Origin of the sequence: Synechococcus sp. UW179B (genome assembly GCF_900474245.1) — a bacterium.
Lineage (GTDB): Bacteria > Cyanobacteriota > Cyanobacteriia > PCC-6307 > Cyanobiaceae > Synechococcus_C.
The window spans coordinates 37723-63038 of record NZ_UCNZ01000010.1; the positions used below are offsets into that span (position 1 = coordinate 37723).

The window sequence follows — 25316 nt, forward strand, 5'->3', positions numbered from 1 at the left end:
CTATAGCGGCGTTGGCCGTTGTCCGCATCGGTAATGGATTCACTCAATTTGCTGATTCTTTTGGTGCTGGGCCATTTCGTCTGTGATTTTGTGTTGCAGAGCGACCGCATGGCAGTGGAGAAAATGCCAGGTCGTGATTCCACTCTCCACTGGAGTTGGTGGCTGGGTTCTCATGCTGCGACCCATGGGCTTGCGGTTGCTCTCCTAACGGATGTCCCCTTGCTGGGAATGATGGAGACGCTGCTCCACGCCATGATTGATGGGTTAAAAAGTCGTTTTGGCTTCACACTCGCCTTGGACCAGAGCCTTCACGTGCTCTGCAAATTGGCGTGGGTTTTGTTTTTGATCAGGATTTGAGATGCCGTCATTATCTGTCAGTTCATTGTCTGAGATGCAGCTGTTTAAGTCTTTAGGTGAGGAGCAACTGGTGCAACTCCTTGATCGCCATCGTGAGTCATCTCATCAGACGGATCAGCTGATTGTGATGGAACAAGACTGGGGTGAGTCATTATTCTTGCTTCGTTCTGGGTTAGCCAAGGTTCGCAGTTACACCGCCGATGGTGATGAAGTGGTGATGTCAGTCCTAGGAGAAGGAGATGTTTTTGGAGAAATGGCGGCCCTCGATGGAGCCTCCCGTTCGGCGGATGTCGTTGCTCTCACGTCTCTCAGATTGGTGAAATTACGTGCGGCACCTTTTTCAGCGTTATTAGAAAAGCAACCAGGGTTTGCACTTGCTCTGGCCCGGTTGGAAGCATCAAGGCTTAGAGACCTCAATCAGCGTTTTGCCTTACAGAGCGCTGATGCCACCACGCGGTTATTAGATGCACTGGCTTACCTAGCAAGAAAAAGTTCAACTGCGAGTGATCCGCAGGCTTCGATTCCTGTCCTGGCTCAACGGGAGATTGCCTTGATTGCTGGCCTCGCTCGAGAAACGGCCTCTCGCACGCTCAGTAAATTGCGCACTCGCGGAACTGTTGCTGTTGCGGAGGATGGATCACTGGCTATCGCTGATCTCGATCCGCTGGTCCGCCGAGGCTTATTACCGGCATCTTGAAGCGTTGATGGATTTGTTTGGATTTAATTTTGTAAGTAGGTGCTCTGGCGCAGACTGATTTCAAGGTGATCCATCAACCGTCGTGATTCATGAATACGTAAGGTCCCGCTACTGATTGCTTTCTCACTGGCCATGCGCAACCGTTCCAGCAGCTGATCTGGGTCATGTTCCATCATTTCCAGCACGTCGGCGTTCGTGTCGCCACGAACGACATGGTCCACTTGGTAGTCGCCGCCAGGAGCTAGGCGGATATGAGCGGAATCGGTGCTTCCGAACAAGTTGTGCAGATTGCCCATCACTTCTTGATAGGCGCCTCCGAGAAACATCCCGATCAGATAGGGCTCACTTGGCTTGAGGGGATGAAGCTCGAGCAGGGGCTTGCTCTGGCCGTCGTTGATGAAACGGTTCAGCTTGCCATCGGAATCGCAGGTTAAATCGGCGAAATGCCCGAGCCGCGTGGGTTGTTCGTTGAGACGATGCAGCGGCATCAGTGGGAAAAGTTGCTGGATGGCCCAGGTGTCTGGTGCGGAGCGGAAGATCGAAAGATTGGCGTAATAGGTTTCCGCTAAGACCGCCGGAAGGGTTTTGAGGTCGTCGGGCAGTTTTGTTTGATCGGACAGGCGGTCGAGCAAGGCCCTGGCGCATGCCCAGGTGAGTTGTTCCGCCATGCTCCGCTCTTTCAAACTCAAGTAGCCGAGCCGGAAGGCGGCCAAGGCATCCTCTTTGAATTTGAGAGCATCGTTCCAGGCTTCCTGCAGGCGAGATGGGTCTGCAGCGGTGTCGATCGGCAAGGCTTCGATGCCTTGAAAGGTTTCGCGCAGGTTGCGAACGATCAGCGGTTCATCCTGTTCAACCGGCGGTACCGGTTGCTGCAGGCCACCGCTACCGAGAACGTTGAACACCAGCACTGAGAAATGGCTCGCAATTGCTCGACCGCTTTCGCTAACGAGCGTTGGCACGGGAACGTTTTTGGGTTCGCACCCCTCTTTCACCGTTGCGACAACGTCGTTGGCGTAGTTCTGCAGGGAGTAGTTGGTTGAGGCTGCCGTGGCGGTGCGACTGCCGTCGTAGTCGATCCCAAGACCACCGCCCACATCCAGGTAGCCCATCGGGGCGCCAAGGGCATGAAGCTCGACGTACAGACGAGAGGCCTCCTGCAAGGCATCTTTCACGACGGCGATGTCGTTGATTTGACTGCCGACATGGAAATGCAGAAGGCGCAGCTCGCTGAGCAGGTTGGCGTCTCGCAGGGCCTCAACGGCGCCGATGATTTCGGGAGCGGGTAGCCCAAATTTCGCCTTGTCCCCCACGGAGCTACCCCAACGTCCTGTGCTTCGGCTGGAGAGACGCGCACGAATGCCGATGAGCGGTGCCGCTCCAAGCTCCTGGCTGGCATCGATGATGCGCTGCACTTCGTCCGGTTGTTCGATCACCACAACGGGCCTTCGGCCAAGCCGTCTGGCCAAGATTGCGGTTTCGATGTAGCGCTGATCTTTGTAGCCGTTGCAGATCAGAAGGGCCTCAGGATCATCCATCAAAGAGAGGGCGATCAGGAGTTCGGCTTTGCTGCCTGCCTCTAGGCCAAAATGCCAGCGCTTCCCGCAGGTCACCAGCTCTTCCACCACGTGACGCTGTTGGTTGCACTTCACCGGGAAGACGCCTTGGTAGCGGCCCTCGTAGTCGTAGCGGGTAATCGCCCGTTCAAATGCAGCGTGCAGGCGTTCCAGCCTGTCTTCCAGGATGTCGTCGAAGCGAATCAGGAGGGGCAGGCCCAGGCTGCGGTCCTGCAGACCAGCCACCAGTTCCATCAGATCCAAACTTCCGCCACGGTCTCCCCGTGGTTGCACGCTCACATGCCCGCGTGGGTTGATCGAGAAGTAAGGATCACCCCAGCGTTCCAGCCCATAAAGCTGGGCGCTATCGCTCCCCGTCCAGGTGATGGAGTCGGCGAGCACCATGGGAACGGACATTGATCAGATGGGGGGAATCTAAGGAGCTTCAACCCCATTGCCAGTTTTGTGCTTGCCAATTAGGGCATCTGGCGTTGACGATGACGACGGTTTTTTCAATTTTATGGCTGCCGAACGCTCTTTTATTGCCATCAAGCCCGACGGCGTTCAACGCGGTCTTGTGGGCGAGATCCTGGGTCGCTTTGAGCGCAAGGGCTTCAAGTTGGTGGGCCTCAAGCAGCTCACCCCAAGCCGTGAGCTGGCTGAACAGCACTACGGCGTGCACAAAGAGCGCCCCTTCTTTGCTGGTTTGGTGGACTTCATCACCTCAGGCCCTGTGGTGGCCATGGTCTGGGAGGGCGATGGTGTGATCACCAGCGCGCGCAAAATGATCGGTGCCACGAAGCCTTTAGAGGCTGAGCCCGGCACCATCCGTGGCGATTTGGCCATCAACATCGGCCGCAATGTGATTCACGGCTCTGATGCAGCAGAAACGGCTGCGTTTGAAATCGGGCTTTGGTTCCAACCCTCTGAATTGAGCGATTGGACTCCATCCGATCAAGGCTGGCGCACCGAAGGCTGATCGCTTTCTCTTTTCATAGGTTTCAACCCTCCTTGCCCTCGAGATGCCCTCTCGGGGGCTTTGTTTTGGGTCATGTCGTCCCTGAACCGGTCCCAGCGGAACGCGTTGAGCAGCTCCTTGGCTTCACAAGTTGTGGCATGAGCAGTGATGGCGTCAGCCAATAACTCGGTCGTGATTGCTGCGAGCAACACGCCATTGCGGTGATGGCCGCAGGCCAGCCATAGCCCCTGGATGGGACCTTCTCCCAGTAAAGGCCCTTCGTCTGGTGTGCAGGGACGAAAGCCCCACCAACGCTCCATGGGCGGCCAGTTCACCGCTTCTGGAAGCAGCGCGGCGATCCCCTGGTTGAGATGTTGCTGCCCTTGAGGCGTTAACCCTTCCTTGAAGCCGGCTTCTGGCTCTGAGGTGGCTCCTACAACCACCAGACCATCCTCTCGAGGGACGAGATAGGTGCCCGGGCCAAAAATGACGTGTTTAAGGGCGCCGCGAGGGGTTTGCAGTGACACCATCTGCCCCTTCACTGGAAAAACCGGCAATTCAGGAAGAAGTTGGGCACTCCAGGCCCCGCTGCACAGAACGGCTGTCGTGCATTCCAGAGTTGCCAGCTGACCTTCGGAATCACGGGTTTGCACACCATGGAGGCGACCATCTCGTTGCAGGACGTCGAGAACCTCCACTCCTTCCTGAAAGTTCACCCCCCGGTCCACGCATGCACTCTCTAAGGCGCGCATAAGTTGACGGCGATTGTCAATTTGCCCGTCTTGGTCAAAAAGCAGGCCGGCCTGCCAGGTCGGTGCGATGCCTGGTAGCAGTTGTTCAAGCCGTTCTCGATTCAAGGCTTCGCCAAAGGCGGCCGTCGGATAACAATCTCGTTCTTTTGCATCAAGAAAGGGCACCACAATCCCCGTGGCGCGCAGTCCGCAGGGAAGTCCACTGTCGGCTTCAATCTGCGCCACCCAGCGGGGAACCCGTTCCAGGCTGAGTTGGCCGAGGCGCAGGAGATTGCCACTCAATCCTTCGGCATGGGGGGCCAGCATCCCAGCGGCGACAAAACCGGCGGCTTCGTTCCGCCGTCGGCTCAGCACGGTCACGCAACGGCCGCGCCGGGCCAGCTGATGGGCGATGGCGAGGCCCATCAGTCCGCCGCCGAGGATCAGCACTTGCTCATTGCTCATGGTTGATTCGGCAGCTTCACCACGCTGAAGTTCTTTCAACAGGATGGCGTCTCCTCCTCTTCCATAGGATTGGGGTGGTTTGATGATGCTCAAAGCTGATGGCGGCACCTGCAGCAACGGAACTGGCTTGGGAGGCCGTGATCGGTCTTGAGACCCACGTGCAGCTGGGCACCAACAGCAAGATTTTCACGTCTGCTTCCACGGCTTATGGGGATGACCCCAACACCCATATCGATCCCGTGGTGTGTGGCTTGCCAGGCACGCTTCCGGTTTTGAATCAAAAGGTGCTCGAGTACGCCGTTAAGGCGGCGATGGCGCTGAATCTCAACATTGCCGAACACAGCAAATTCGATCGCAAGCAATATTTTTATCCAGATCTGCCGAAGAACTACCAGATCTCCCAATTCGATGAGCCGATTGCAGAAGAGGGTTGGATCGAGGTGGAAGTTGCTGAGAAAGGCAAAGACACCTACTTGAAAAAGATCGGGATCGAGCGCCTGCATATGGAGGAGGATGCTGGCAAGTTGGTGCATGCAGGAAGCGATCGCCTGGCGGGCTCGACCCATTCGCTTGTGGACTACAACCGAGCGGGTGTAGCCCTCGCGGAGATTGTGAGCAAGCCCGATTTGCGCAACGGTCGGGAAGCGGCGGAATACGCCTCTGAGATCCGCCGGATCATGCGCTATTTGGGTGTGAGCGATGGAAACATGCAGGAGGGCTCCCTGCGCTGTGACGTGAATATCTCCGTGCGTCGGGGGCCCGATGCTCCCTTTGGCACGAAGGTGGAGATCAAGAACATGAACTCGTTTTCTGCCATTCAGAAGGCTTGCGAATACGAGATTCAGCGGCAGATCAAGGCCTATGAGACTGGCGAGCCGATCGTTCAGGAAACGCGTCTTTGGGATGAGAGCAAACAGCTCACCAAGAGCATGCGAAGCAAGGAGGGAGCAAGCGATTACCGCTATTTCCCCGATCCGGATCTTGGTCCGATTGAGGTGAGCATTGATCAGCGCGAAGCCTGGAGGAGTGAACTGCCTGAGCTGCCATCGGCTAAGCGCCATCGTTACGCCGATGCCCTTGGGCTGTCTCAGTACGACGCGCGCGTGCTGACCGACGAACGTTCGATGGCACAGTATTTCGAAACCGTTGTGGCTGCCGGAGCAGACGCCAAGCTTTCAGCAAATTGGATTACGGGTGATATTGCCGCTTACGTCAACAGCAATCGCCTGAACTTCGATGCCTTGGCCTTCCGCCCTGAACAGCTGGCCGAGATGGTTAAGCTGATTGATGGCGGCAAGATCAGCGGCAAGATCGCGAAGGAGATTCTCCCCGAGCTTCTTGAGAAGGGTGGTTCCCCCAAAGCGATTGTGGATGAACGGGGACTGGGGATGATCAGCGATCCTGCGGCCATCACCGCGATTGTGGAAGAGCTGCTGGCTGCTCACCCTGATGAGGTAGAGGCTTTCCGTGGCGGAAAAAACAAACTGCAGGGCTTCTTTGTGGGGCAGCTGATGAAGAAAACCGGCGGTAAAGCTGATCCCAAATTGGCTAACCAGATTTTGAGTCAAAAGCTCAAAGGTTGATCGCTATTATTTATAACGGCTTGATAATTGAAAGATTCGTTGGACCTTTGAGGTTGGACCTGTGGTTTATAGATCTGTCTTTTGAATTTGTTAAGAGTATAGTTGTATGTTTTTCGGTTGATTGAATCTTTAGCCTTGTGAGCCTTTGCTACTTGAAATTATCCTTTAACCTGAGCTCTGTCTTTGCTTCAGTCCTACGGAGTAAGGGATAGTCGATGTCTATTTATTTGCCTTTAGTGGGCAGGGCTGGTGAACGCTTTGCTGTCGTTCGTAGCATGCTAATAGCTGCTTTGTCCTACTCAGTTGTGGGGTTGTCTGTTCATGCTTTAGGAGAGAACTCTTGGTCTTTGGCTCTCCTCGCGAGAGCATTATTTGGCCTTCCCTTCACTTTGTTTGGGGCGAAAGCTCTTTCTATCACGAAAGAATAGGCTTTTGATAAATATCTCATGATGAGAAGTGCGTTGGCAGTTTCTTTTCTTGCATTCCTTTATTACTCTTTGCAGGTTATTCGGCCTGGTGATGCATTCGCATTTGTGAGCATGAGGCCGATCTGGGTTGCAGGAATTTATATTTTTCTAAGAAAAAGCCAGGTAAAACTGCTTTTTTGACCACTCTCGATGTGGCGAGATGTCTCCAGAAGCCCTATTTCGATTGTTGAACCTCTACTTCGAGGCTATTGCGAAGCCTGTTTTGGATGAACGAGGCTTGCTGGACAAATTTATTGGTGATTCTTTGATGGCGGAATTTGGTGTGCCACAGAATCGAGGGGATTGCGAAGAAGTTTTTGCCGCAGCAAGAGCTGCGTTAGCGATGCAGGCTAATCTCCAGCTCCTCAATAAGCGTTTGATTTCTGAAGGGCAGGCTCCATTGATGCAAGGAATTGGAATTCACTTAGGAGAGGTTTTTGCCGGTAATCTTGGTTCGAAGAATCGTCTTGAATTCACTGTCATTGGCTCTAGCGTCAACCTTGCATCTCGAATCGAGTCTCTAACGAGGATCTTCCCTGAATATCCAATTTTGATCAGCAGGCCTGTTCGGGAGCTGCTCGGTGATGCCTTCGAAGGAACTGCTTTGGGTTTTCACGCTTTAAAAGGCTGGCCTGATGCCTGACTCGGTTTTCTCGTTTCACGGTTTGCTCTTGTCCAGTGGTTGATTTTGTCAAATTATGTTCTTGGGTTAAGTGGTTGATTTGTTTACTTGGCCTTTGTACTGCAATGTCTTATCACGATTGAAGGTGGTGCAATGAGGCTCAATTTGCGCGCCTTTTTTAGTGTTAAATATGTTTTTGATGGCATTAGTAGGCTTGGTCTGGCGGTGTTTCTTCTTTTCCTCTTGTTCTGAGTGTCAGCGACGAAAACGATGTTTAGATTCCTTGCCTATAGCCCCCTTGTTGCGGTGGATAGGCGTTTGGTTGTTGTGTTTGGAGGGCTCCATTTGAGATTATTTGGAGTACAGCTCTTCCGTCTGGTGATACGAGTAAAACGGTCATCAGGCTTGGCAGTGTCCCTGCTTCCTCCCAGCCTGGTGTCCCTCCGGGAATTTGGAAAACGATGCCCTGGGCCCCGCTTTGGACGATGCAGGGGTTCCGATCGCTTCCTCCGTACATGCATTTGGCAGGCCGATATTGACTTAGCCCTCCATTGATTCTGATGGCCGTACCTCGGGCGAGATTGACACTTCGCTGAATAGAGCGTGCATCGATTGAGTTAACGCTCCGCGGTGTGGTGGTGGGAGACATCCCGCTTTGCGGGATTCCATTGTTCTGTGCGTCTAGCTGTTGCCTCAGGCGATCGATCTCTAGCTGATTCTGCTGTTGTTGAAGCTCGTATGGAACTTGCGCATGGCTAACAAGTCCAGTGAGGCTGATGCCCAAGAGAAGGCTCGACGTGATGTAGGGAAGGCCTTTTGTTGACGTCATGAGATCAAAGTTTGTTGTGTTTGGAATGTTGGCAAGATTGCCCAAATTGTCAGTTCCCGCCCTGACGGCGAAGCCTTTGTTTTGTCAGCATGGTCATCCGTAGCAATTAAGCAAGAACCTCCGAGTGTCCTGCGCAGATCAGTAGTGATAGCGAGGCAGTGGCTGCTGATAAGCAGGCTGCTGATAAGCGGGGTGTGGCTGTGGATAGGTAGTGGTTTGGAGGTGGCTGTAGCCGGCTTGGTGATAGACGGGCTGAACAGCGTGTGGATAGGGATTGCTGATGGTTTGAGAGCGATAGGGGCTCTGTTGTTGTTGCTGCAACTGGAGCTTCATTTTGAGGAGCTCGATTTCTTGCTGCTGCTGGATGAGGGTCAGATCAGCGGAAGGACGTACAGGTTGCTGTTGCTGTCTTTGTTGGCTGCTGTTGATGATGTGACCGATGAGTCCACCGCCGAGTCCGATGAGTTGGGATTGTGTGGAGTGCCTGCGGTCTCGGCGTGCCTCTTTTGAGGCCCACTCGCGGTGATCTCCGCAATCGCGACCTGATACGAAACCACCACCAAAGCCTGGATCGAATCCGCCGGCTGATATGGAATCACATCCACCAGCGTCTCCGAAGGTGTTGAAAGGGTTGGCTTGGGCAGCGTTACCGGAGAAGGAGAGAAGGCAGAGTCCAGCGGCGAGGGAAGCAGCGGAGGTGGAGATGATTTTGAGGGAAGCCATCGGTGAAAGAGGTGTGAGGAGAGCCCTTTGTTTCGGGCATGGACTCACCATCTCTGCGCCGGCTGCAACCGAAGATGATTTGGATCTCTTTCAGCTGTGATGTTGATCACAAGGTGGACTTGTTTCCGTAAAACGCTTGTTCTGGCAATGGGTCTGGAACGGAGCCTCTCAGCCGAATTAATCCAGATGTGACGTGATCTGCCTCTTCCAAGCCTCTTGGTCCCTGCTGTTGTCGAGCACGAGATCGGCGCGTTGACATTTCTCGCTAAGGGGCCATTGCGACCTGATCCGTGCCAAAGCGGTCGCCTCTTCCAGCCCATCGCGCTGGCATAAGCGCTCCAATTGTTGTGCTGGGTCACAGTGCACAACCCAAATCTCTGAACACATCGCTTGCAGACTTGCTTCAAAAAGCAGAGGGATCATCAGCACTAAGGCTGTGGTCTGTGGTTGGAGTGCGATCTCCTTTTCGAAGCTGTGTAAAACGATGGGATGGACGAGCTGCTCTAACCACAGCCGTTCTTTGGGGTCGTTGAACACGATTTGCCCTAAGGCAGTGCGGTTGATGGTTGGAGACGCAGAAGTTTCGTGATCAATGGAATCGAAGGGTTGGCTGACCCGGCTTCCATACCTTTTCAGCACTGCTTCAGCAGCTTTGCTCCCGTGGGCGAGAGCCCTGCGGGAATAGACGTCGGCATCCAGGACCGGCAGACCAAGAGTTGTGAGGTACTCGCCAACGCTGCTTTTGCCACTGGCGATGCCACCGGTTAGGCCGATGCGCCGTTGCCGTCCTTTCCAGCGTTGTCTTTCACTCAAGGGAAAGGGCTTCGTCCCTTGAAAGTATGACCTTGCAGTCTTTTTCAGAGCTGAGCGATGCCTGCTTAAAAAGCGTAGAAAGAGCGCATCGGTTGGCCTTGCACCCTGATCAATGACGCCATCTGTGACCTGGGCTCCAGTTTCTGGAGGAATCACTGCGCCCACTGGCTTCAAGGCGGCGGGCTTAAGCGCGGGTCTCAAGCCATCCAGGAAACCTGACCTCTCCCTTTTGCTGGCACCAGAGTCTGCTGTCTGTGCTGGCACCTTCACCACATCCGTCGTCCGCGCGGCTTGCGTGGATCTTTGTGCCGATCGTCTGCAGGTGACGTCCGGTCGGGTGCGTGCCGTGGTGATCAATTCCGGACAGGCCAATGCCTGTACGGGTGACCGGGGTCTGGTCGACAGCCTTCGTATTACGCAAGCAGTGGCCGATCGTTTGGGCTTCTCCCATGACCAGGTCTTGATTTGCTCCACCGGTGTCATCGGTGTGCCAATCGCGATGGAGCCCCTTCTTGCTGCTGTCGATCCTTTGGTGGACGCCTTAGCTCCGGATGGTGGAGGTGCAGCGGCTCAGGCGATCCTCACGACGGATCTGGTGGAGAAGGAGATCGCCTTGGAGGCTGTGTTGGGCGGGCGCCGGGTGCGGATTGGCGGGATGGCGAAAGGGTCAGGGATGATTCACCCCAACATGGCCACGATGCTCGGATATCTCAGCTGTGATGTCGCTGTGCCCTCTGACCTGTGGCAGGACATGGTGCGCCGGGCGGTGAATCGTTCGTTTAACTCCATCACCGTGGATGGTGACACCAGCACCAATGACACCTTCTTGGCCTTCGCGGCAGGAGAGCCACTGCCAGAGGATCAACTCGAGGCTTTGGAGGAGGGGCTGACCTTGGTGGCCCAGCATCTGGCTCGCTCGATTGCTCGGGATGGTGAGGGCGCCACCTGTTTGATGGAAGTGCAGGTGGAGGGCACCGATTTAGAGACGGAGGCGCGACAGATTGCGCGCACCATTTGTGGCTCGTCGTTGGTCAAAACGGCGGTTCACGGAAGGGATCCCAACTGGGGACGGATCGTGGCGGCAGCGGGTCGTGCGGGCGTGGCGTTTTCAGCCGATGCCGTGGCCCTTTGGATAGGACCGCATCAATTGATGTCAGAGGGACAACCTTTGCCATTCGACCGGGCGGCAGCGTCTGCCTATCTCAGTGAACGCGCTTGTGGCCATTATCTCGTCGATGACACGGTGCAGATTCGCCTGTCTCTTGGTGATGGCACTGGTCAGGGAATCGCTTGGGGATGCGACCTTTCCGATCAGTACGTTCGCATTAATGCCGACTACACCACCTGAGGTCTGGACATCGCTGCGAGGATGGTGGAGCTGAGGAGGACCTACAGATGCCCGCTGAGACCAAAGCTCCCACGGCGAAGTCCAAGCGTCAGGCCCGTCCGCGCTTCTGGGTCGGCCCTCTGGTTGCAGGGGCGTGCTTCGCGCTTGGTTATGGCATCACCCAGCGCTTTGTCTTGATCCGATCTGGATTGCAGACATCTGAACCGCAGTCTTTTAAAGCACGGGCATTTCCAGGGGAAAGCCTGGAGGCGCTTCGGCTGCGCCATGGAGAGAACGGGACTCTTCAGGCTGATGTTGCAGCCAAAGACAAGATCGATGCGAAAGCCTCCAAACAGGCCGATGAGCTGAAAAAGGTCAAGCTCGCAAAGGAATTGGAGCAGCGCAAAGTCAAAAAGGAGGCTGAGCGCATCGCTGCGGCAGCGATTGAGCGTGAGCGCAGTCAGCAAGCTTTGGTGAACACGCCCCGTCCCGTTGAGGACATCCCAACCCTGAACGAACCGGCTCCCGCTGCAGAGCCGGAAGTCCCAGTGATGGTTGAGTCGGTCGTGGTCGAACCCGAACGCGCTGAGCCTGAGCTTTTCGTGACGCCAGTGGAGGCGCCTCCCGCTCCTTGAGCGAACATCGCTGATCGAGGCCTGAATCTGCCACAGTTCGAAGGTTGAGACGAAAGGCCATGACCTCCCGAGATGCTCTGCTTAGAGCGGCGATGCATCGTGTGCTCGCTCGGATGGGTCACGGCGTGGCCGATGCCGCGGCTGGATTCGCGGTTTTGGTGCAAGACGCACCCGATCGCGTTCGCCAGGAATGGGACTTGTTTCAGGAAGAAGTGAAGGCGGAAGCCGAGAGGCTTGAGCGAGAAGGAGATGGACGGGGCGTCGAGGCGGAGTCCTCGCCGGCTGCATCCGTGGGAGAGGAGAGCTTGCAGACCAAGATTGACCAGCTGCGAGCTCGGGTCGCTGAACTGGGGATTCGCATGGAGGAGCGGTCGTGATCCTGATCAGTCGCTTGAAGGCCCTGCTGCGTAGAGCGTTCCGCGGACTGCGTATTTGGCGAGCTGTTCTTACTCTCCTGTTGTTCCTCTGGTGGGACGCCAGGGCTTTTAGCTACCCGGGTGGTCCCACACCGGAGCGTCGCGCAGCCCGCCAGCAATTGCGTGCAAGGTGGCTGACGCAGGAGCTTCTTCATCTTGGATCGGCGTTTATCAAGCTCGGTCAGTTGTTGTCAGCTCGGCCGGATGTGTTGCCAGCCGGTTGGGTCTCTGAATTAGCGGCACTGCAGGACCGTGTTCCCTCCTTTTCCTTTGACCGTGCCCAGACCGTTCTTGAGGAGGAGCTTGGTGCCCGTTGCGCAGAAATCATTGATTTAGATGAGCAGCCGATCGCGGCGGCTTCCTTAGCCCAGGTGCATCGGGCGAGTCTTCGCAGTGGTCGCCAGGTGGTGCTGAAGATTCAGCGCCCCGGATTGGAACGGCTGTTTCGCCTGGATCTCGAGGTGATGCAGCAGGTGGCTGCTGTGCTTCAGCGTCATCCCCAATGGGGACGAGGGCGCGACTGGGTGGCGATGGCGCAGGAATGTCGGCGTGTGTTGCTCCGAGAGCTTGATTTCCGTCTTGAAGCTCAGCACGCCGCCCGGTTTCGTCAGCAGTTTCTCGATGATCCAAACATCCGAGTGCCTGGGGTGGTTTGGGAGCTCAGCACCAGGCGCGTGCTGTGTCTCGACTATTTACCAGGGATCAAAATCAACGATCGTGCGGCGCTTTTAGACGCTGGCATTGATCCCTCCAAGGTGGCGGAAATCGGCTCAGCGAGCTACCTGCAGCAGCTGGTGCTCTATGGGTTTTTTCATGCCGATCCCCATCCCGGGAATTTGGCGGTAGCGACCGATGGAGCGCTGATCTACTACGACTTCGGGATGATGGGGCAACTTTCCGAACGCCTACGCAGGCGGTTGGGGGGGATGGTGAGAGCGGCTGCGGCAAGGGATGCGGCGTCCCTTGTGGATGAGATGCAAGCGGCTGGCGTCATCGCTACGGGTGTTGATGTGGGTCCTGTTCGGCGCTTGGTGCGTTTGATGTTGAAGGAGGCGCTCACGCCGCCATTCAGTAGCTCCGTGATTGAAAAACTATCGGGCGACCTTTACGAACTGGTGTACGGGCAGCCGTTCCGCTTGCCAGTGGAGCTTATTTTTGTGATGCGTGCCCTTTCCACCTTTGAAGGGGTCGGCAAAAGTCTTGATCCCGGCTTTAGCCTTGTAGCGATTGCCAAGCCCTATCTGCTGCCGCTCATGACTTCCAGTGGATCTGGCTCCAACGATCTTTTGAACGAATTTGGCCGTCAGGTCGGCGCTCTGAGTTCAAGAGCGGTGGGTCTTCCCCGTCGTCTGGATGAAAGCCTGGAGCGCCTGGAACAAGGGGATCTGCAACTCCAGATCCGCATGGGTGAGTCAGACCGTCAGTTCCGACGAATGGTGGCGGCTCAGCATTCGATCGGACAATCGGTCTTGCTTGGTGGCCTTGCTGTTGCAGCCGCTTTGATGGGTGCCAGCTCTCGTCCCCTCTGGGCATTGCTCCCATTGGGCGCGGCCCTTCCTGTTGGGATGGGTTGGCTAAAGCTGCAAATGAAACTGCGCCGGGATGGACGGATTGAGAATTTGTCAGGCACGGAACAACGTTCTTCCTGATCGGCACTGTTTCCTTTTAAGGGTGAATGCCTTGCGTTGGGTTGATTGAACTATTGGCTCATTGTTCGAGCTGATTGATTGCTAGGTGGCAATTATTGAGCACTATTGCTTCAAATAAAGTTCTCAATCCTTGCGAAATTGAAACCGCTATATGTTGTTTGCGTTGGTACTTGGAGTGGTAGCTCTTGCCCTCTACATCACGTATTCCTGATCTGGCGACAGGCCCACCGTTGAGATGCGTGGAGTTCCTAGGGTCAGCTGCATGAGCAGTGACCCTTTGCTCCTTTGCTGGTGTCCCCAGTGTGGGGACGAGGGATCTGGATCCTTACTCGCGACCCCGTGGCCCTTGGCCTGTTGCTCCGGCATACACCGCTTGATTGCCCAGCTCGTCCTCAATCCGCAGCAGTTGGTTGTATTTAGCGACCCGCTCGCTGCGGCTTAGCGAGCCAGTTTTGATCTGCCCGGCGCGCGTGGCTACGGCTAAATCAGCAATGGTGGTGTCTTCTGTTTCACCGCTGCGGTGGCTGATCACGCTGGTGTAACCAGACCGACCGGCCAGGTCGATGGCTTGAAGCGTTTCGGTCAAAGAGCCAATTTGATTCACTTTGATCAGGATTGAATTGGCGGTATTGGCATCGATCCCCTGCTGCAGGCGTTTGGTGTTGGTGACAAACAGGTCATCTCCAACGAGTTGAACGCGTTTGCCGAGGCGTTCGGTGAGCAGGGCCCAGCCGTCCCAGTCGTCTTCTGCTAAGCCGTCCTCGATCGAAATGATCGGGAAACGATTCACGAGTTGCTCCAGCTGGTCCACCATCTCGGCGCTGGAATAACTGCCGCCGCTAAAGGCATAGCGCCCGTCGCTGTAGAACTCGGTGCTCGCTACATCCAATGCGAGCGAAATTTGCTCGCCTGGCTTGTAACCGGCTTTTTCGATGGCCTGGACCAGCACTTCTCCGGCTTCCTCATTGCCCAGATCTGGAGCGAAGCCGCCCTCATCTCCCACCGAGGTGCTCATGCCTCGTTCGTTGAGCAGATTCTTCAGGGTGTGGAACACCTCCGTACCCATCCGCAGCGCCTCTCTGAAGTTGGGAGCACCGTGCGGAACGAGCATGAACTCTTGGAAATCCAAGTTGTTGGCGGCGTGGGCGCCTCCATTGATCACATTCATCAAAGGCACCGGCAGCAGCGTTGCCATGGGGCCTCCCAGATAGCGATACAGAGGCAGGCCGAGGCCATTGGCGGCGGCGCGAGCCGTGGCCATGCTCACCGCGAGGATCGCATTGGCACCCAGCCCAGATTTGTTGTCGCTGCCGTCGAGTTCAAGCATGGCTGCATCCACGCTGGCCTGATCCAGAGCCGACAGGCCACAGAGCGCTGGAGCAATCCGATCTTCGATGTGATCGACGGCCTTGGTGACGCCCTTCCCCATGTACCGGTCGCCTCCGTCCCTGAGTTCATGGGCTTCATGGGCGCCGGTGCTGGCTCCGCTGGGGACAATGGCTCGGCCACTGGCACCGCCTTCCAGCAAGACCTCTGCTTCCACCGTGGGGTTCCCACGGGAATCCAAGACCTCCCTGGCCACGATGGTGTCGATGACGAGATCGAGAGAATCGAGCACGGGCGGTGGTGATAAGACTGAACAGATCTTATGGAACGCCCCCTGCCGCGTCTCTATGTGCTTTGGCAGCATGGAGGCATAACAGGCGGACTCAGCAGCATGCGCATGCTTCACACCATGCTCAGGGTGGGCGATTTGGAGAAATCAATCCGTTTCTACACCGAGGTGTTGGGGATGCAACTTCTGCGTCGGAAGGACTATCCCTCCGGTCGTTTCACGCTTGCGTTTGTGGGATATGGGGATGAGCGTGACAACACCGTTCTTGAGCTCACCCATAACTGGGATACGCAGGAATACGCCCTTGGGGATGGCTATGGCCACATCGCCCTTGGTCTCGATGACATACATGCCGCTTGCACTGCGATTGCAGAAAAAGGTGGGCGGATTGTCCGTGAGCCAGGTCCGATGAAACATGGCAACACTGTGATTGCGTTTGTGGAGGATCCAGATGGTTACAAGGTGGAGCTCATTCAGCTGTCCTCCCGATCAGACGCGGCTTAATCACGCCCCAACCCAATGACATCCAGCTCCCGCACCAGCCTTGAGCCTCCGATCAGCCTTACTTCAGAGCCTGATCGCTTCAGTGATGACGCATGGGAACTGTTGCTGTCTGGGCAGGATGTGGCCCGTCGTTGGCGTCATGAGGACCTCGATGTTGAGCATCTTCTGCAAGTGCTCTTCAGCGATGAGCGTTATCGACGTGTCGCTGGGGCTTTACCTCTGCCGATGGATCGCCTGCTCGATCGACTCGAGGGCTTTTTGGCTGAGCAGCCGATGGCGCGGGGCGAGGATCTGTTCGTTGGAGAGGATCTCGAATCCTTGCTGGAGGAGGCGGATCGGGTGCGCTCCCTTTGGGGCTCCCGTTTAATCGACGTCTCCCACCTCTTGATTGCGATGGGCCGCGACCCTCGTGTGGGTGCGGAGTTGTTTGCTCAATTTGGTCTGCCCGCCGATCGGCTTGAAGCAGAGCTGACACGAGCGCCCGATCGGACGGCTTCAAGCGCTGTTGCGCCTCCTCCCCCGAGGTCGCGCCCCCCTGCAGCCTCTCCTGCACCCATGCCTCCAGCGCAGATGCCTCCTGTGCAGATGCCTCCCGTGCAGCCGGCTTCAGCTCCGCCACAACAAGGGCAAAGGGTTGCATCGCCTCCGCCCCAGGGCGATGGCATGGATCGCTCTGATGAGGTGGTCAGCGAGCCGACAGCGCTGGAGAGCTACGGCCGCGATCTCACCGCTGCTGCGGCCGCTGGACTGCTCGATCCAGTGATCGGCAGGGACGGCGAGATTCGCAGCTTGATCAAGGTGCTGTCGCGACGTGGCAAAAACAACCCGGTCTTGATTGGTGCGCCTGGAGTGGGCAAGACCGCTGTTGCAGAGCTCCTGGCGCAACGGATCGTTGCTGGTGAGGTGCCGGAATCCCTGCAGGGCTTGCGGCTTGTTGCCCTTGATGGCGGTGCCCTCATCGCTGGAGCCAAATTCCGTGGTCAATTCGAGGAACGTCTTCGGGCCGTGCTCGATGAGGTGAGCGATCCGGAAGCGGCCGTTGTGTTGTTCATTGATGAGCTCCACACGGTGGTGAACAGTGACCGATCCAGTGCGGATGCGGCCAGTTTGTTGAAACCAGCCCTGGCACGCGGGGAGTTGCGTTGTATCGCCGCCACCACTCCAGAGGACTATCGCCGCACGGTGGAGAAAGATCCGGCTTTGAACAGGCGCTTTCAGAAGGTGCCGATTCAGGAGCCATCGATCGAACTCAGTGTGGAGATCCTCCGTGGATTGAAGGAGCGCTATGAGCTGCATCACGGGGTGACCATCACCGATGAAGCGGTGATGGCGGCTGCACAGTTGGCGGATCGCTACATCAGTGACCGCTGTTTACCGGACAAGGCGATCGATTTGATCGATGAAGCCGCTGCTCAGCTGAAGATGGATGTGACCTCCAAGCCCCAGGTGGTGGAGGATGCCGAGGCTGATCTCCGCCGAGTGGAGTTGGCGGTTCTCGCTGCGGAGCACGCGCCGGAAGGGGAACGGGTTCAGCTCCAGCGCAATCGTCTTGAGGCGTCTGACCGACTTGGTCAGCTCCGGGAGCGTTGGCAGGCCGAACGCGAGCAGCTCGAGGAGTTGCGTCAGTTGCTTCAGGAAGATGAAGACCTTCGCCATGCCATTGCCGAAGCAGAACGGGACGGGAATTTGGAGGAGGCTGCCCGTCTTCAGTACGACCAATTGCATCGCGTCCAGCAACGCCGCGCCGATCTTGAACAGTTGCTGAGTCAGGCCCAGGAGGAGGGGTCTGCGCTGTTGCGAGAACAGGTGGAAGCGGCTGATATCGCTGATGTGGTGGCGCGTTGGACGGGGATCCCGATCCAGCGCCTTCTCGCTGGTGAGCGTCAAAAGTTGTTGGAACTGGAACAGCGTCTGGCCGAGCGGGTGATTGGTCAGCCGGAGGCGGTGCAGGCCGTAGCGGCGGCGATTCGTCGTGCCCGTGCTGGCATGAAAGACCCACGCCGTCCGGTGGGTTCATTCTTGTTTTTAGGACCGACAGGCGTGGGCAAGACGGAGCTCGCGAAAGCGCTTGGCGCGCTCTTGTTCGACGAGGAGGAGGCGCTTGTTCGCCTCGACATGAGTGAGTTCATGGAGCGCAACGCTGTAGCGCGCTTGCTTGGGGCTCCTCCGGGGTATGTGGGCTACGAGGAGGGTGGCCAACTCACCGAGGCTGTTCGGCGTCGTCCCTATGCGCTGTTGCTGCTGGATGAAGTGGAGAAAGCCCATCCGGATGTGTTCAATGTGCTGCTCCAGGTGCTGGACGATGGACGGCTCACCGACTCACAGGGCCGGACCGTTGACTTTCGCCACACCGTGGTGGTGATGACCAGCAATCTGGCCAGTCGGGCGATTCTCGATTCGGCCCGACAAGCGCAATCGGGGGATGAGGCCGGAGCCGCTCAGGCGCTCCAGACCGCCGTGGACGATGCCTTGGCCCACCATTTCAGACCAGAATTTTTGAATCGGATCGATGAAGTCATTCGCTTCCGTCCGCTTGGGGTGGAAGATCTGGAACGGATTGTGCGCTTGCAGCTTGCCGATCTAGCCCACTTGCTTTCGGAACAAGGACTCGAACTGCGCGTTGATGATGCGGTGGCGCATGAATTGGCGACCCTGGGGTATGAGCCGGAATATGGCGCGAGACCGTTGCGTCGGGTGTTGCGTCGTCGCATCGAAAATCCGCTGGCGACCGAATTGCTGGAAGAGCGGTTTAACGGGGCTCAGGCGGTTCGGGTGTATTCCAGTGATACCTCAACAGAGTCGTTTCGATTCGAAGCGGAATGATCTGTTGATAAGCGTCCAGTAGGATGCTTGTTTGCCGTCACGTGCCCAAGGCACCGGCGTCAGTTCCGGCATCGCAAGATTCGTGACCAGCCCTACCTCCGAGGACACCGAAACAGCCTCCCCGCAAACACCGGCTGAAACAGGCCGAAGGGGTGGTTTTTTAGCTGCCACCTTCGAAGAGCTCAAGCTGGTGGTCTGGCCCAGCCGTCAGCAGCTGTTCAGCGAATCAGTGGCTGTGATCTTGATGGTGAGCCTCTCGGCCGCGGCCATTTCAGCCCTCAGCCGTTTCTACGCTTGGGCTGCCTCTCAGGTGTTCCTTTGATCTGTTGCTTTCACAGCAGATCGCCTTTGTCCCAACTTTTTGTCCGCATCCGTGTCTGACCTCGATACCACCCAGCAGGAGAGCACCGAGGTGCTTGATCTGCCAGCACCCAATGAGGGAGAGGAAGGCACGCTTGAGTCGATGCCTGCACGCACATCGGTTGCCCGTTGGTATGCGGTTCAGGTGGCTTCCAGCTGTGAGAAAAAGGTCAAGGCCACCCTCGAGCAGCGTGCCGTCACGCTTGGGGTGAGCAATCGCATCCTCGAGATCGAAATTCCCGAGACACCAGCGGTGAAAGTCAAAAAGGACGGCAGTCGTCAATCCACCGAGGAGAAGGTTTTCCCCGGTTATGTGCTCGTCCGGATGGTTCTGGATGAAGACACGATGATGGCGGTGAGAAGCACGCCAAATGTCATCAACTTTGTGGGTGCTGAAGATCGTCGTGCCACGGGTAAAGCCCGTGGTCACATCAAGCCCCGTCCCCTGAGTCGTCAGGAGGTGGATCGTATTTTCAAGCGCGCAGCCGAGAAGAAGACCGTCGTCAAAGTCGATCTCGCAGAGGGCGATCAAATCCTTGTGACCGCGGGCCCCTTCAAAGACTTCCAAGGCGAGGTCATCGAAGTGTCTGGGGAACGCAGCAAGCTCAAAGCTTTGTTGTCGATCTTTGGTCGGGAAACTCCCGTTGAGCTTGAGTTCTCTCAAATCAGCAAACAAAACTGATTGATTCGGCGGCCGTCTCCTGCGGAGGACGGCCTTAGAAATGGTTCGCCATTTCGCCGCACCGCCCCCCGAGGTCGGTGATCCGCAGATGTTTAACTCCGCTTGCCGATGGCCAAGAAAGTCGTAGCTGTGATCAAGCTGGCCCTTCAGGCCGGCAAAGCCAACCCCGCACCACCGGTGGGTCCTGCCCTCGGTCAGCACGGGGTCAACATCATGGCGTTCTGCAAGGAGTACAACGCTCGTACCCAGGACAAGGCCGGATACGTGATTCCGGTTGAAATTTCGGTTTTCGAAGACCGCAGTTTCACCTTCATCACGAAAACCCCTCCTGCCTCGGTTCTGATTACCAAGGCCGCTGGAATTCCCAAGGGTTCCGGTGAGTCCGCTAAGGGCAGTGTTGGCTCCATCAATCGCTCCCAGCTTGAGGAGATCGCCAAGACCAAACTCCCCGACCTCAACTGCACCAGTGTTGAGTCGGCGATGCGCATCATTGAAGGCACCGCCCGCAACATGGGTGTTGCCGTTAGCGACTGAACGCCTTGCGTTCGTTGTTTGTTCCGTTCACTGATTTCGGGGGAGGCCTCAGTGCCGTTTGAACCCCACACCTGTCATGCCAAAACTTTCCAAACGCCTGGCCAGCCTCGTTACAAAAATCGAGGACCGTGCCTATTCACCTCTTGAAGCCATTCAATTGGTCAAGGAGAACGCCACAGCCAAATTCGACGAAACCATGGAGGCGCATGTGCGCCTTGGTATCGATCCCAAATACACCGACCAGCAGCTGCGTACGACAGTCGCTCTTCCACAAGGAACGGGTCAAACCGTCCGCATCGCGGTGATTACCCGTGGTGAAAAAGTGGCTGAGGCCAAGGCCGCCGGCGCTGAACTCTCCGGTGATGAGGACCTTGTGGAGGCCATCTCCAAGGGCGAGATGAATTTCGACCTTCTGATTGCTACCCCGGACATGATGCCGAAGGTAGCCAAGTTGGGCCGTGTTCTTGGTCCACGTGGCTTGATGCCCAACCCCAAAGCCGGAACGGTTACCACCGACTTGGCAGCGGCGATTCAGGAATTCAAGGCAGGCAAGCTTGAATTTCGTGCTGACCGCACCGGAATTGTGCATGTTCGCTTTGGTAAAGCGAGCTTTAAGGCTGAGGCCTTGCTTGAGAACCTCAAGACCTTGCAGGAAACCATCGATCGCAACAAGCCCAGTGGCGCGAAAGGCCGTTACTGGAAAAGCCTGTACGTCACGTCCACGATGGGACCGTCTGTCGAAGTGGATATCGCCTTGCTTCAGGACATCGAGCAGGAAGCTTGAACTTAGTGCTGTAAATTTGTGGACTGGCTGATGCCAGTCCACGGGCACGCGCCCGGCCTAAGACAGCAGGTGATTTCAGCTCAGCTTTGTTGAGCCTTTTCATAAGTCCTGCCGAGGTAAATGCGACGATTTTTTCCCATTGGATTGGATCGACACGCGGCCTCGTCTCCTTCGGGAGCCCTGAAACGCCCGCGTGTCCAGCTTGTTCCTCCGATTTAATCCCTATGGGCCGCACTCTGGAGAGCAAGCAACAGATCGTCGAGGAGCTTAAAAAGCTTCTTGGCGAGGCCGAAATGGCACTGGTCCTGGACTATCAGGGCCTCTCCATCAAAGAAATGTCTGATTTGCGGACTCGTCTGCAAGCCAGCAACGGCGTTTGCAAGGTGACTAAAAACACCTTGATGCGTCGTGCCATTGATGGTGACAGTGTTTGGTCAAGCCTCGACTCTCTGCTGAGTGGTACCAACGCCTTCGTCCTGATTAAGGGTGATGTTGGTGGTGCTGTTAAAGCTGTTCAAGCTTTTCAGAAAGAGACGAAAAAATCCGAGACCAAGGGCGGCCTCTTTGAAGGCAAGCTCCTGTCTCAGGACGAGATCAAAGCTATTGGGGATCTTCCTTCCAGGGAAGTACTCATGGCCCAGATCGCAGGCGCCATCAATGCAGTTACTACCAAGGTTGCTGTGGGTGTCAACGAGGTTCCCTCCGGTCTTGCAAGAGCGCTCAAGCAGCACGCCGATAGCGGCGAGAGCTGAACGTTTTCGACCTCACTTTTTTTCCCTGATCTGTTGCTGATTCCCAATCATGTCTGCAAAAACCGACGAAATTCTTGAATCACTGAAATCACTCTCATTGCTTGAAGCTTCCGAGCTTGTTAAGCAAATTGAGGATGCTTTTGGTGTGTCTGCTGCTGCATCTGCTGGTGTAGTGATGGCTGCCCCTGGCGCTGCCGGTGGTGGTGAAGCGGCTGAAGAGAAGACCGAATTTGATGTTGTGCTGGAAAGCTTCGATGCTGCCGCCAAGATCAAAGTGCTCAAGGCTGTTCGCGAAGCCACAGGTCTCGGCCTGGGCGATGCCAAGGCCATGGTCGAAGCTGCTCCAAAGGCCATCAAAGAAGGTGTCTCCAAGGATGACGCTGAAGCCTTGAAAAAGGCCATCGAAGAAGTTGGCGGCAAGGTCACCATCAAGTGATCTGTTGGAGCCCTTGCTGCTAAGCAACAGGGCTCTATCCCTCCAATCATCCCTGGCCGGTTCTCTGAACCGGCTTTTTTAATGACCTCTAGCCTGCGGCTTTGGCCCATAAAAAAACCCTGCCAAAGGCAGGGTTTTTAAAGAACAACGCATTCAGGAGTCTTTCCTTGTTTCGACCCTGAAGAGGCGAACAGCACTCCTCACAGGTAGAACCTAAGAAGATTTGCTTGGTTGGGGTGATGGCAGGTTGTCGCTCATCCAACTGTCCCTGATGCTTTGTTTAAGGGCGGAATGGAATCACTTCAAGGGGGATGGGCCCCTTCCCGACGTAGCTGGATGGGGATCGTGGTGCCCTTGGCGCTTGGGCCACTGTCGCCATCCGAACCGAACGGCTTGGACGATTTGAAGCCTTTGCTCGCAATTGATTGAGCGATTCACTGTTGGCGAAATACACGTGGCTCAGGGTTCGCCCCTGATAGGCCCGACGCTCAAGTTGCCAACCCGGTTCCAGTTTGAGTTTGACGAAAGCATCTTTGTTCCGTCTGGCTTGTCGGGCCCTGGCTACGACGACTGCTGTGCTGCGGTTGGGGTCCAGGGCGTGAAGCTCCAGTCCCCGTTGTCCTTGCCGAAGGCGTAACCGAACGGACTTTTGTGTGTCTTCTCCAGCCGTGCGTAGTGAATATCCATTGCTGTCGAGATAGCGGCTGCAAATACCCGTGAAATCAAAGCTGTTCAACGATGGTTCAACCAATCCATCCGCTTGATCTTTCCAACAAAGAGGACGGGCTTTGATCTGCTCAAGCACCAACAGTTTCCAGCTGTCACGGCCAACGGCGCGGGCCAGGATCGCAAACTGCTCTTGGTTGAGGGGCTTGCTGTCAAACAGTGATCGGGTCCACCCCGGTAACACAGCGGAGCTGGCCCCCAAGATCAGTGCCGTTCCAGTCAAAAGGAGCCGCCGGAGGTAGGTTCGCCGCATAAACGGGGGCTCCAAAGTGGAGAACAACGACCTGTTGTACCGAACATCCGGTGGTGGAATCAATGGCTGATGGACCTGATGGACGTGGTCGCGTCGTGGCAGCAGCGACGGATGGTGCTTGCAGTGGCAACCCAGGGCCTGGTGGCTGGGGTGCGTTGATTCGTTTCGAAGACGGGAGTGTGGAGGAATTTGGCGGTGCGGATCCGGCCACGACCAACAACCGGATGGAGTTACAAGCTGCGCTTGCCATGTTGCAACGCCTGGCTGAATTACCGCTGCATCCCGATCTCACCCTGCGCACCGATAGCAAATACCTGATCGATGGACTGAGCCGTTGGATGGCTGGTTGGAAGCGCAAGGGCTGGCGCACTGCGGCTGGAAAGCCAGTGCTCAACCAGGATCTCTGGCAGGCGCTCGATCAGGCTCGGCTTGCAGAGGTGCCGCTCAGCTATGTGAAAGGTCACAGCGGAGATCCTGACAACGACAGGGTGGATCAAATTGCGGTGGCGTATTCCAAAGGCCGGGCGCAAACGCCTCCCCCTTCCGTTTCCCCACCATCGGCTGCCACACCATCCGCTGCCCCGACTCAGCCCTTGGCGGATCCGGCGCCTGCGTCTCTGCAGAAGCTCCTCACGCGAATGGAATTGGCTGATCGCCTGGCATCTGGAGGCTATGCCTTAACGGCTGTGGAGTTGGCTCAGTTGGTGGAACAGCCCCTCAATCGTTTGTCAGAACGTCAAGGTTCTTGGCGTTGGCGTGACTGGATGGTGGAGCCTGTGGAGAATGATCGCTGGCGGTTGCGACGCGACCCGGCAGGATCGAAACAGACCTAGGAGCCCAGATGGCTGATGCGTCATCCCCCGGGGTGCTATCCACCGCCGGCTTTTATCGGCGATGGTTGGGCCCCCAATTGGCTCGTGATGAGGGGGTGGATGCAGAACAGCTCAGCCAGGCGGCATTGCAAGCCCTCGCTCAGGTCAGCCTGCGCCGCCGTTGGCCTGGGATCTCATCCGTGTTGGAGGGCGTTGCCACGGAGCTTCAGCGTCGGGATCTGCGCTTGGAGCAAGTTCTGTTTGGTTGTCGCTTCAGCAATCCTGTGGGGTTGGCGGCAGGGTTCGACAAAAACGGTGTTGCCGCAGGGGTGTGGGATTGCTTTGGGTTTGGATTTGCTGAAGTGGGTACCGTCACTTGGCATGGTCAACCAGGAAACCCCAAGCCCCGCCTGTTTCGGCTTGCTGCTGAACGGGCTGCTCTAAACCGGATGGGCTTCAACAACAAGGGTGCAGAGGCGATGCAACGCACCCTTGAGCGGCAAGCCCTGCCGGCACCAGGCCATCGTCCGGCCGTGCTCGGGATCAATTTCGGGAAGTCGAAACTCACTCCTCTGGACCAGGCCCCTGATGATTACGCCGCTTCCTTGGAATGTCTTGCGCCGATGGCCGATTACGCCGTGATCAATGTGAGCTCTCCCAATACTCCTGGCTTGCGAGATCTGCAGGATTCAACCCAATTGCGGCGGTTGGTCGAGCGGCTACGCCGGCTGCCCGCTTGCCCCCCACTTCTGGTAAAGATCGCGCCCGATCTTGAGGACGATGCCATTGATGGCATTGCTCGATTGGCCTACGAGGAGGGTTTGGCCGGTGTCATTGCTGTGAACACCAGTCTGGATCGCCTTGGCTTAGGGCAGCGGCTAATTGCGCAGACCGGCCGCACCCTTGCGGAAGAGGCTGGTGGGTTGAGTGGTGATCCTTTGCGCTACCGCGCTGTGGAGGTGATTCGACGACTGCGTGCCAGTGCTGGTCCGGCTTTGCCGTTGATTGGCGTGGGGGGAATCTCATCCGCTGAGGCGGCCTGGGAACGGATTGCGGCTGGCGCGTCCCTCGTGCAGGTTTATACCGGTTGGATTTTTGAAGGTCCCGATTTGGTTCCACGCATCCTGGAAGGTCTGATCAGCCAACTCGATCTCCATGGCTTTCGCCATCTGAGTGAGGCGATCGGAAGCGGCGCGCCCTGGAAGTAGTC

At 56.6% G+C, this 25316-nt stretch carries 26 protein-coding genes; 19 read left to right on the forward strand and 7 right to left on the reverse strand.

Annotated features, from left to right (window positions below; genetic code table 11):
- Positions 1 to 33: 33 nt before the first annotated feature.
- Positions 34 to 357, forward strand: coding sequence for a DUF3307 domain-containing protein (locus DXY38_RS05685; RefSeq protein ID WP_115070815.1), 324 nt, complete (start codon positions 34 to 36; stop codon positions 355 to 357).
- Position 358: 1 nt separating this feature from the next.
- Positions 359 to 1054 carry a Crp/Fnr family transcriptional regulator gene (locus tag DXY38_RS05690; RefSeq protein WP_115070816.1) on the forward strand — a complete coding sequence of 232 codons (696 nt, stop codon included), beginning with the start codon at positions 359 to 361 and terminating at the stop codon, positions 1052 to 1054.
- 23 nt (positions 1055 to 1077) lie between these two features.
- On the opposite strand, the gene speA is transcribed toward DXY38_RS05690, so the two are convergent.
- Positions 1078 to 3024 (reverse strand): biosynthetic arginine decarboxylase, encoded by a 1947-nt coding sequence (speA, locus tag DXY38_RS05695; RefSeq protein ID WP_371410994.1) that lies wholly within the window; start codon positions 3022 to 3024, stop codon positions 1078 to 1080.
- A 103-nt stretch (positions 3025 to 3127) separates the two neighbouring features.
- Here speA and ndk point away from each other — a divergent pair, with 103 nt between their 5' ends.
- Positions 3128 to 3586 (forward strand): nucleoside-diphosphate kinase, encoded by a 459-nt coding sequence (gene ndk / locus DXY38_RS05700; protein ID WP_115070817.1) that lies wholly within the window; start codon positions 3128 to 3130, stop codon positions 3584 to 3586.
- Here the strand turns inward: ndk and thiO are convergent.
- Complete coding sequence (gene thiO, locus DXY38_RS05705; protein ID WP_115070919.1) at positions 3562 to 4761, reverse strand: glycine oxidase ThiO; 1200 nt, start codon at positions 4759 to 4761, stop codon at positions 3562 to 3564. The genes ndk and thiO overlap by 25 nt on opposite strands.
- Before the next feature lie 98 nt (positions 4762 to 4859).
- Between thiO and gatB the strand changes: the two genes are divergently transcribed.
- Positions 4860 to 6344, forward strand: coding sequence for an Asp-tRNA(Asn)/Glu-tRNA(Gln) amidotransferase subunit GatB (gene gatB, locus DXY38_RS05710; protein WP_115070818.1), 1485 nt, complete (start codon positions 4860 to 4862; stop codon positions 6342 to 6344).
- Between the two features lie 627 nt (positions 6345 to 6971).
- Positions 6972 to 7454, forward strand: coding sequence for an adenylate/guanylate cyclase domain-containing protein (locus DXY38_RS05715; protein ID WP_115070819.1), 483 nt, complete (start codon positions 6972 to 6974; stop codon positions 7452 to 7454).
- 253 nt (positions 7455 to 7707) lie between these two features.
- On the opposite strand, the gene DXY38_RS05720 is transcribed toward DXY38_RS05715, so the two are convergent.
- The 3 genes from DXY38_RS05720 to coaE form a co-directional block, all read right to left on the reverse strand.
- Positions 7708 to 8262 (reverse strand): hypothetical protein, encoded by a 555-nt coding sequence (locus tag DXY38_RS05720; protein ID WP_115070820.1) that lies wholly within the window; start codon positions 8260 to 8262, stop codon positions 7708 to 7710.
- Between the two features lie 138 nt (positions 8263 to 8400).
- Entirely contained in the window at positions 8401 to 8985 is a 585-nt protein-coding gene (locus DXY38_RS05725; RefSeq protein WP_115070821.1) for a hypothetical protein, read from the reverse strand.
- Between the two features lie 177 nt (positions 8986 to 9162).
- Entirely contained in the window at positions 9163 to 9798 is a 636-nt protein-coding gene (coaE, locus tag DXY38_RS13980) for a dephospho-CoA kinase (RefSeq protein WP_244279023.1), read from the reverse strand.
- 112 nt (positions 9799 to 9910) lie between these two features.
- Here coaE and argJ point away from each other — a divergent pair, with 112 nt between their 5' ends.
- From argJ to DXY38_RS05750, 4 genes are read left to right on the forward strand one after another with little or no spacing between them, the layout of a single operon-like run.
- Entirely contained in the window at positions 9911 to 11146 is a 1236-nt protein-coding gene (argJ, locus tag DXY38_RS05735; RefSeq protein ID WP_244279024.1) for a bifunctional glutamate N-acetyltransferase/amino-acid acetyltransferase ArgJ, read from the forward strand.
- 47 nt (positions 11147 to 11193) lie between these two features.
- Positions 11194 to 11760 carry a hypothetical protein gene (locus tag DXY38_RS05740; RefSeq protein WP_115070824.1) on the forward strand — a complete coding sequence of 189 codons (567 nt, stop codon included), beginning with the start codon at positions 11194 to 11196 and terminating at the stop codon, positions 11758 to 11760.
- A 59-nt stretch (positions 11761 to 11819) separates the two neighbouring features.
- Entirely contained in the window at positions 11820 to 12137 is a 318-nt protein-coding gene (locus tag DXY38_RS05745) for a hypothetical protein (RefSeq protein ID WP_115070825.1), read from the forward strand.
- On the forward strand, positions 12134 to 13825 hold the full coding sequence (locus tag DXY38_RS05750) for an AarF/ABC1/UbiB kinase family protein (RefSeq protein ID WP_170952867.1): 1692 nt from the start codon (positions 12134 to 12136) through the stop codon (positions 13823 to 13825). Before DXY38_RS05745 ends, DXY38_RS05750 begins: the two co-directional genes overlap by 4 nt.
- 325 nt (positions 13826 to 14150) lie before the next feature.
- On the opposite strand, the gene eno is transcribed toward DXY38_RS05750, so the two are convergent.
- Positions 14151 to 15443: a phosphopyruvate hydratase gene (eno, locus tag DXY38_RS05755; RefSeq protein ID WP_115070826.1), complete on the reverse strand. Its 1293-nt coding sequence runs from the start codon at positions 15441 to 15443 to the stop codon at positions 14151 to 14153.
- A 99-nt stretch (positions 15444 to 15542) separates the two neighbouring features.
- On the opposite strand from eno, the gene gloA reads away from it, so the two are divergent.
- The 8 genes from gloA (at position 15543) to rplL (ending at position 22315) form a co-directional block, all read left to right on the forward strand.
- Positions 15543 to 15944 carry a lactoylglutathione lyase gene (gloA, locus tag DXY38_RS05760; RefSeq protein ID WP_115070921.1) on the forward strand — a complete coding sequence of 134 codons (402 nt, stop codon included), beginning with the start codon at positions 15543 to 15545 and terminating at the stop codon, positions 15942 to 15944.
- Between the two features lie 15 nt (positions 15945 to 15959).
- The gene (locus tag DXY38_RS05765) at positions 15960 to 18767 is read left to right on the forward strand and encodes an ATP-dependent Clp protease ATP-binding subunit (protein WP_115070827.1); all 2808 of its coding nucleotides are present in this window, start codon (positions 15960 to 15962) and stop codon (positions 18765 to 18767) included.
- An 82-nt stretch (positions 18768 to 18849) separates the two neighbouring features.
- Entirely contained in the window at positions 18850 to 19089 is a 240-nt protein-coding gene (gene secE / locus DXY38_RS05770) for a preprotein translocase subunit SecE (RefSeq protein WP_115070922.1), read from the forward strand.
- 51 nt (positions 19090 to 19140) lie between these two features.
- Complete coding sequence (nusG, locus tag DXY38_RS05775) at positions 19141 to 19809, forward strand: transcription termination/antitermination protein NusG (protein WP_115070923.1); 669 nt, start codon at positions 19141 to 19143, stop codon at positions 19807 to 19809.
- Between the two features lie 108 nt (positions 19810 to 19917).
- Entirely contained in the window at positions 19918 to 20343 is a 426-nt protein-coding gene (gene rplK, locus DXY38_RS05780; protein ID WP_006854086.1) for a 50S ribosomal protein L11, read from the forward strand.
- Positions 20344 to 20419: 76 nt separating this feature from the next.
- The gene (gene rplA, locus DXY38_RS05785) at positions 20420 to 21127 is read left to right on the forward strand and encodes a 50S ribosomal protein L1 (protein ID WP_115070828.1); all 708 of its coding nucleotides are present in this window, start codon (positions 20420 to 20422) and stop codon (positions 21125 to 21127) included.
- 224 nt (positions 21128 to 21351) lie between these two features.
- Positions 21352 to 21879 (forward strand): 50S ribosomal protein L10, encoded by a 528-nt coding sequence (gene rplJ / locus DXY38_RS05790; RefSeq protein ID WP_006854084.1) that lies wholly within the window; start codon positions 21352 to 21354, stop codon positions 21877 to 21879.
- A gap of 49 nt (positions 21880 to 21928) precedes the next feature.
- A complete protein-coding gene (rplL, locus tag DXY38_RS05795) occupies positions 21929 to 22315 on the forward strand; it encodes a 50S ribosomal protein L7/L12 (RefSeq protein WP_006854083.1) in 387 nt (128 codons plus the stop codon).
- 280 nt (positions 22316 to 22595) lie between these two features.
- Here rplL and DXY38_RS05800 read toward each other — a convergent pair whose 3' ends face one another.
- Positions 22596 to 23294, reverse strand: coding sequence for a DUF3747 domain-containing protein (locus DXY38_RS05800; protein WP_115070829.1), 699 nt, complete (start codon positions 23292 to 23294; stop codon positions 22596 to 22598).
- A gap of 62 nt (positions 23295 to 23356) precedes the next feature.
- Between DXY38_RS05800 and DXY38_RS05805 the strand changes: the two genes are divergently transcribed.
- Both DXY38_RS05805 and DXY38_RS05810 read left to right on the forward strand, forming a co-directional pair.
- Positions 23357 to 24127, forward strand: coding sequence for a ribonuclease H (locus DXY38_RS05805; RefSeq protein WP_115070830.1), 771 nt, complete (start codon positions 23357 to 23359; stop codon positions 24125 to 24127).
- A gap of 8 nt (positions 24128 to 24135) precedes the next feature.
- The gene (locus DXY38_RS05810) at positions 24136 to 25314 is read left to right on the forward strand and encodes a quinone-dependent dihydroorotate dehydrogenase (protein ID WP_115070831.1); all 1179 of its coding nucleotides are present in this window, start codon (positions 24136 to 24138) and stop codon (positions 25312 to 25314) included.
- Positions 25315 to 25316 lie beyond the last annotated feature (2 nt).

What these genes read in the sequence shown, in the direction of transcription:
- DXY38_RS05685 (WP_115070815.1), top strand. Translation starts at nt 34, where the DNA reads ATGGATTCACTCAATTTGCTGATTCTTTTGGTGCTGGGCCATTTCGTC.
- DXY38_RS05690 (WP_115070816.1), top strand. Translation starts at nt 359, where the DNA reads ATGCCGTCATTATCTGTCAGTTCATTGTCTGAGATGCAGCTGTTTAAG.
- speA (WP_371410994.1), bottom strand. Translation starts at nt 3,024, where the DNA reads ATGTCCGTTCCCATGGTGCTCGCCGACTCCATCACCTGGACGGGGAGC.
- ndk (WP_115070817.1), top strand. Translation starts at nt 3,128, where the DNA reads ATGGCTGCCGAACGCTCTTTTATTGCCATCAAGCCCGACGGCGTTCAA.
- thiO (WP_115070919.1), bottom strand. Translation starts at nt 4,761, where the DNA reads ATGAGCAATGAGCAAGTGCTGATCCTCGGCGGCGGACTGATGGGCCTC.
- gatB (WP_115070818.1), top strand. Translation starts at nt 4,860, where the DNA reads ATGGCGGCACCTGCAGCAACGGAACTGGCTTGGGAGGCCGTGATCGGT.
- DXY38_RS05715 (WP_115070819.1), top strand. Translation starts at nt 6,972, where the DNA reads ATGTCTCCAGAAGCCCTATTTCGATTGTTGAACCTCTACTTCGAGGCT.
- DXY38_RS05720 (WP_115070820.1), bottom strand. Translation starts at nt 8,262, where the DNA reads ATGACGTCAACAAAAGGCCTTCCCTACATCACGTCGAGCCTTCTCTTG.
- DXY38_RS05725 (WP_115070821.1), bottom strand. Translation starts at nt 8,985, where the DNA reads ATGGCTTCCCTCAAAATCATCTCCACCTCCGCTGCTTCCCTCGCCGCT.
- argJ (WP_244279024.1), top strand. Translation starts at nt 9,911, where the DNA reads ATGACGCCATCTGTGACCTGGGCTCCAGTTTCTGGAGGAATCACTGCG.
- DXY38_RS05740 (WP_115070824.1), top strand. Translation starts at nt 11,194, where the DNA reads ATGCCCGCTGAGACCAAAGCTCCCACGGCGAAGTCCAAGCGTCAGGCC.
- DXY38_RS05745 (WP_115070825.1), top strand. Translation starts at nt 11,820, where the DNA reads ATGACCTCCCGAGATGCTCTGCTTAGAGCGGCGATGCATCGTGTGCTC.
- gloA (WP_115070921.1), top strand. Translation starts at nt 15,543, where the DNA reads ATGCGCATGCTTCACACCATGCTCAGGGTGGGCGATTTGGAGAAATCA.
- DXY38_RS05765 (WP_115070827.1), top strand. Translation starts at nt 15,960, where the DNA reads ATGACATCCAGCTCCCGCACCAGCCTTGAGCCTCCGATCAGCCTTACT.
- rplK (WP_006854086.1), top strand. Translation starts at nt 19,918, where the DNA reads ATGGCCAAGAAAGTCGTAGCTGTGATCAAGCTGGCCCTTCAGGCCGGC.
- rplA (WP_115070828.1), top strand. Translation starts at nt 20,420, where the DNA reads ATGCCAAAACTTTCCAAACGCCTGGCCAGCCTCGTTACAAAAATCGAG.
- rplJ (WP_006854084.1), top strand. Translation starts at nt 21,352, where the DNA reads ATGGGCCGCACTCTGGAGAGCAAGCAACAGATCGTCGAGGAGCTTAAA.
- rplL (WP_006854083.1), top strand. Translation starts at nt 21,929, where the DNA reads ATGTCTGCAAAAACCGACGAAATTCTTGAATCACTGAAATCACTCTCA.
- DXY38_RS05800 (WP_115070829.1), bottom strand. Translation starts at nt 23,294, where the DNA reads ATGCGGCGAACCTACCTCCGGCGGCTCCTTTTGACTGGAACGGCACTG.
- DXY38_RS05805 (WP_115070830.1), top strand. Translation starts at nt 23,357, where the DNA reads ATGGCTGATGGACCTGATGGACGTGGTCGCGTCGTGGCAGCAGCGACG.
- DXY38_RS05810 (WP_115070831.1), top strand. Translation starts at nt 24,136, where the DNA reads ATGGCTGATGCGTCATCCCCCGGGGTGCTATCCACCGCCGGCTTTTAT.